The sequence below is a fragment of the Limosilactobacillus mucosae DSM 13345 genome (genome assembly GCF_001436025.1).
In the GTDB taxonomy this organism is placed as follows: Bacteria; Bacillota; Bacilli; order Lactobacillales; family Lactobacillaceae; genus Limosilactobacillus; species Limosilactobacillus mucosae.
The window spans coordinates 1-5,795 of the sequence record NZ_AZEQ01000041.1; the positions used below are offsets into that span (position 1 = coordinate 1).

The window sequence follows — 5,795 nt, forward strand, 5'->3', positions numbered from 1 at the left end:
GGTTACGCCAAATGACCAAGACATGACGATCAATATCACCTACAAGAAGCTTGATTCTGGCAAGGCAGCAGACCAAGGCGGCAATGCTTCTAATGGTGGTCAATCAACGACTGGTCAAGCCGCTCAAAATGGTCAGTCAGGTCAAACTCAAACCAATGCCGGTGCACAACAATTGCCACAGACTGGTAACGCCAACAACGAAAAGGGTGCCCTGGGCTTGGCAGGAGCAATGTTTGCAGCAGGTCTTGGCCTGGGCTTCGGCTCTAAGAAGAAACGTCACGAAAACTAGATGAAGAAATAAGAACAGATTCATCAAAGATAGAAAAGACTCATCCTTTGATTTTTCAAAGGTTGGGCCTTTTTGTCTTTATGATTAAAAATATACTAATGATTTATAAATGTATCTATATAATGTAATATCGTTCTAAAATGATTATTCGTTAAAAATAATCGTTCATTTTATGGAAAAAGTGTTTATAAAAAGAAATCATTTGCTACAATAGAACGGTTTTGTTGCAATCAAAAGTTTTGAAAAGGCAATGTACCAAAAAGGGTAATAACTGATTAAAGAAAGGAGAGTCCACACACATGCTTTTGAAACTTAAATTGTCTTGGTGTGGTGTTTAGAACATGAAGTACGGATATGCGCGAGTAAGCACGGAAAGTCAGAGTTTATCGACACAGTTGCAACTGTTGAAACAGGTTGGGGTTGACGAAATATTCCAGGAAAAATATACCGGAACGACTACCAAACGACCAGAATTTGCTCGCTTGTTAGCAATCGTTCAGCCAAACGATGTAATTATCGTCACTAAGCTGGATCGATTTGCGCGTAATACGGGTGAAGCTCTGCAGGTGATTCAGCAATTGTTTGAAAATCAGGTGAAGATCAATATTTTGAATATGGGCACGATTGACGATACGCCAGTTGGTCGCTTGATTTTTACCGTGTTTTCGGCATTTGCCCAATTTGAGCGCGACATGATCGTTATCAGAACGCAAGAAGGCAAGTCATATGCTCGTCGTCATAATCCGAAATATCGTGAAGGCCGACCAAAAATCTACTCGGACGAAAAAATTCGGCAGGCATATCAGCTCTATCACAAAGGACTGACCTACCGTGAACTTTCAATGCGCACTGGAATCAGTATTTCGACTTTACGGCGACGCTTTGCTCTGCTCAAGTCGGCTGAGGCAATGGATCATGAAAAGTTGAAAGAAAATGGCCGTCTTTAATACAATTATTCGTGTTAAGCTTATCTAAAAATTCAAATGCATTTGAAAAGGGGAAAATTATGAGTCTTATTTATGTTACTCGCGCCATGCAGGATGATATTCCAGCAATCGGGGTGATTTTTGATCAAGCCAAGGCATTCCTAAAGGCTTCCGGCAGTCCGCAGTGGCAGGCGGGATATCCGAATACCGATACAGTTGCTCAAGACTTAGCCAATCAATCGGCTTGGGTGCTGAAAGTAAATGGCCAGGTTGCAGGTTATGCGGCGGCAATCATTGGTGATGATCCAAATTATCAAGAGATTGATGGTGCCTGGCAAAATAATACCGAGCCATACGCAGCTATTCATCGCCTGGCATTAAGTCAGGATTACCGGGGACAACATTTAGCCAAATATTTTATGAGCAGTCTGATTTCAATTTTAAATGAGCAGGGAATTCATAACTTCCGTGTTGATACGCATGATTTAAACCAGCCAATGCAGCACGTCGCGACTAGCAATGGCTTTATCAGACGTGGTCACATTAATATTTTAGATGAGCCCAATGATCCATTACGTTGGGCGTTTGAATTGAATCTGTAAAGTGAAGCCTCACAGCCAAAGCGGTTGCGGGGCTTTTATTATTATTGGCTTGGTAGTGTCGATGATGATCATGGCAGTAAAAGATCTTAGTCACCAGTAATGAAGTGGACTACAATTATCTGCTTGAGGGTGAAAATTAAGCAATAGTAGGTAAATCCAAGACCGATAGCCGATTAAAGCCGAGTTTTCTTCACATAGCACTGCAATCAGAGAGAGCTAAATATATTTAAAATGGAAACCAGTGCCTAAAAGCTCGAGTGGTCGAAACGATCTGACGAAGCACCTTTTTTGGTAAATAAAAAATCTGGTATCGACTTTTGCCAATACCAGATCATAACCCCACATGCCATTTTTGAAAGATGCGGAATTATTATTCATCATATTTATAAAGCTTGAATTTTTTAATCGCATAAATTAGTTCGCTGGCGTAATTAGGATCCGTTGCGTAGCCATCTTTTTGCAGCGCCCAGGCAGCTTCTTGGTAGTTCTTGGCTTTTAGCACGTCTTTAAATACGTTTGGCTTGGCCTTGGTACCATGGGCAAGCAACTCGGCGTGGGCCTTTAGTGAAGCCTCCCAACTATTGTATACGGCAAAGTACTGTTTGACTTCGACCGTCTTACCATTCATGTTTTCCTTGGTATACATGCGAACGCGATTCTTTTTAGAAGTGGCCTTGATGCCAAAAAGATTGTTATATTTATAAGCCAGCTTGCTGCGACCCCAGTTTGATTCGGTACCAGCCTGAGCAATGATGATACTGGCGGGAATGTGGTACTTTTTTTGTTCTTTTTGGGCAATTGGCGCAATCGTTTTGATGAATTGATTAACTGTGATTTTAGATGAATGAGTTTCGCGCTGTGGCTTGGTAGATTGACTGGTTGAGTGCAGGTAGATTCCCAGACCGATTGCCAATGCAAAACACAGTGCCGCGATGCCAATTACAATTCCAGCCCATTTTTTTGATTTGATCTTCATAAAAAGCCCCTTCGTAAAATGAATATCCCTTTGAAAAGATTCATTGAAGTCTTAAATGTGATTATAAATATGTTTGTCGGCTAAGCATAGGAAAAAGCTAAAAATTCCCAAAATAAGCAAAAATCATTCATACTTCAATCATGATCGAAAAATTTAGATAAACGATTATCAATGCAATTTTCTTCATGTATTCAAGTGATAGATCATTAAATGGATTTTTTTGGTGATTATGTAAATGACGCTCATGATTTTTGTTTGGTTTCGCTAAAACTAAGAAGGATTCTAATTTATTTCTGGTAATTTTTCATTAGATAACATAAACTATAAACATATATACTTAACGTTTCTTAAAAAGTTTAATTATTTACATATTTACGATATAAAGGATTTATAATAACATTTAAAACCTTTCTTCTTGATTGCTATGAATAAATGTCAATTTATAAATTATGATTTAGCGATCACGCTTGTTTTCAAAATTAATAAGCATTCATTGGCTAAGATAATAGATCTTTGGCAGTAAAATTTTTTATACATAAAGGAAGATTAACGTGAAATCTAAAAATGTCCGGAAAAATTCAAAAGTTGATGAAACTGAACGCGTAAAACTTTATAAGACGCATCGGGGCTGGTGCAGTTCGTTGTCACGTTTTTGGACCTTTTTGAAAGCGGCTTCGGTAGATGAAGATGATGAAACTTCATATGAAGACTACTTAAAAGCAATTGCTACAATTGGGACGATCGCTGGGGCAACCATGCTGCTGCCAACGACGGCAATGGCCGACAGCACGCAATTACAGCGGACGTTGGATTCGCGCAGCTCAATGGCAATTGGTCTTTCCTCAAATACTCAAAGCGAGTCGGTTAGCAGTTCGACTGACAGCTCAAATAGTCTTGACTCAACCAACAGTACGACCACAGAAACCAGTACGAGCAAATCTGAGGCGGCTGAAAGCGGGTCAAACACGACTACGGCTGAAAATTCAACAACCAATTCGACCAGTAGCGAAGACAGTCTAAATTCAGCAGGTGATTCAAACACTTCATCTGAAAGCAGTCAAGATAGTTTGTCAACCGGCAGTAAAACCACGGACAGCAGTTCAATGACAAGTGATGTCAACAATTCAGCAAGTGAGAACTCACAGGCAGAGACAACACCTGATTATAGTCAGCCAGCAGCCAGTCAGTCTGCTAATACCTTAACTGCGGCAAGTATTGATCCTCAAGCAGCCGCGGCCAATTATCTCCAAGCTGTTTTAAGTCAGCTATGGGCACAACAGTCTAATCAAGTTACTCATCCCAACACTATTTTAGAAGATGAGTATCTTAATAATAAGAATACATACACTTTTGACTGGAATCACATATTTAACGACACCTGGGGCGAAATCCTAGATAGTATTGTTAACAAGGATTTGGGTAATTTTTATAACTACATTCAAAACTATCATGGCAACGGCACGCTTGATCTGGCATCGATTTTTGGGACTTTTTCCAAGCATTTAAAAATTGACGCTGATTATCGTGGCAATTTGGCAACTGGTGATTATCAAGGCGGCCAGCAATTTGGTACCCAAGATAGGATCAACGGTAACCTTACTAAGGGCGATGTTGACTATATTCAAAAAATCAGTGGCTGGCTTGGCGGCAATGCATTTTCGGCTGACCATAATCATATTGTTTTTGGAAAAGACGTCAATGCCGAAATAAAGCAAGAAGATGGCATGCTATATGTGAATAACATTCGGATGGATCATGTCTTGCCAGGAAAGAACGCGGATATTTATCAAGATGAAGCCGGTAGCAACTACATTGATTTTGAACAGATTTTTAACATTCTTAGCGGCAATGCTCAACGCTTGAGTCAGCATGATTCTGATACAGAGGGCGTTTGGCAAGGATATGAACACCCACGGATCGACAGTAATCCTTCTAATACCGATTACAAAATTGATGTCTCCGGAGTAAGTCCAGATGCTGATAATCGAATTTATGTCAACGTTCCATATGAATATCTGACGGGAGCACGCAACACTAGAATTGTCGGACTGACTGGGTCTAATTTTGGCCCGGTGGTGGTAATCAATGTGACGGATATTCCAGAAGGCCAAACGATTCAGATCAATCGTCATCTGCAATTACAGTATTCGGATTGGAAACAATGGCTTAGTAGCAATGTATGGCAAGTAGAACCTAACCACCTGCTGTGGAACTTTGGTACGACCAGCAGCACGATTGAATTTCAAAGTCCTTTTGCTGGCAGTGTCTTAGCGCCTAATGCTCATGTTATTACCGATGCAGATTTTGCCGGGAATATTGCTGCTGACACGATTGAAGCTAAGGGTACATATAGACGCTGGGATTTGAATGGTCAGTTGATTTCAACTAAGGAAGAACGGGCACAAAGTAATAGCGAAAGCAAGAGTAAATCAACTTCTACATATGACTCAATTAAAGGTTCCGTCAGTGACTCAATAGCAACGGATGTATCGAAGAGTGCATCTAAATCTACATCTATCAGCAACTCTGAAAGTGAAGCTGCGTCTACATCAACGAGTAAGGCTGAATCGACCTCAATTGCGAAATCTATAAGTATTTCAAAGAGTGAAAGCGAAGCAGCTTCACAGAGCGCTTCAGAATCTAAAGCAGCATCGGAATCAGCTAGTGTGGCTAAATCAGTTAGTGTTTCCGAATCCGAAGCCGCTTCAAAATCAGCTAGCGAATCACTGAGCGAAAGTGAATCGGCATCAGAAGTAACCAGCAAATCCATAGAGGAAAGCAAAGCCGCTTCTGAATCTACGAGTGCTTCAATTAAGGCCTCTGAGTCAACGTCGACTTCAGTTGAAGCCTCCAAGTCAACCAGCACATCGCTGAGTGAAAGTAAATCAGCATCGGAAGTAACCAGCAAATCCATAGAGGAAAGCAAAGCCGCTTCTGAATCCACGAGTACTTCAATCAAGGCTTCTGAGTCAACATCTATTGAAGCCTCTAAGTCGACCAGC

General features: G+C 40.7%; 5 protein-coding genes. 4 read left to right on the forward strand and 1 reads right to left on the reverse strand.

The annotated features are described in order from the left end of the window. The 3 genes from FC47_RS09925 to FC47_RS09935 all read left to right on the forward strand — a co-directional run. A partial coding sequence (locus FC47_RS09925) for an LPXTG cell wall anchor domain-containing protein (RefSeq protein WP_056968787.1) occupies positions 1-289 on the forward strand: 289 nt, incomplete at its 5' end. Positions 290-630: 341 nt separating this feature from the next. Further along, positions 631-1,236 carry a recombinase family protein gene (locus FC47_RS09930; protein ID WP_056968788.1) on the forward strand — a complete coding sequence of 202 codons (606 nt, stop codon included), beginning with the start codon at positions 631-633 and terminating at the stop codon, positions 1,234-1,236. 59 nt (positions 1,237-1,295) lie between these two features. Further along, positions 1,296-1,817 (forward strand): GNAT family N-acetyltransferase, encoded by a 522-nt coding sequence (locus FC47_RS09935; RefSeq protein WP_056968789.1) that lies wholly within the window; start codon positions 1,296-1,298, stop codon positions 1,815-1,817. Between the two features lie 370 nt (positions 1,818-2,187). Here the strand turns inward: FC47_RS09935 and FC47_RS09940 are convergent, their stop codons facing one another. Then, a complete protein-coding gene (locus FC47_RS09940; RefSeq protein ID WP_006500947.1) occupies positions 2,188-2,793 on the reverse strand; it encodes a glycoside hydrolase family 73 protein in 606 nt (201 codons plus the stop codon). 551 nt (positions 2,794-3,344) lie between these two features. On the opposite strand from FC47_RS09940, the gene FC47_RS09945 reads away from it, so the two are divergent. Then, positions 3,345-5,795, forward strand: a 2,451-nt coding sequence (locus FC47_RS09945; protein ID WP_056968790.1) for a serine-rich glycoprotein adhesin, incomplete at its 3' end; no start/stop codon positions are given.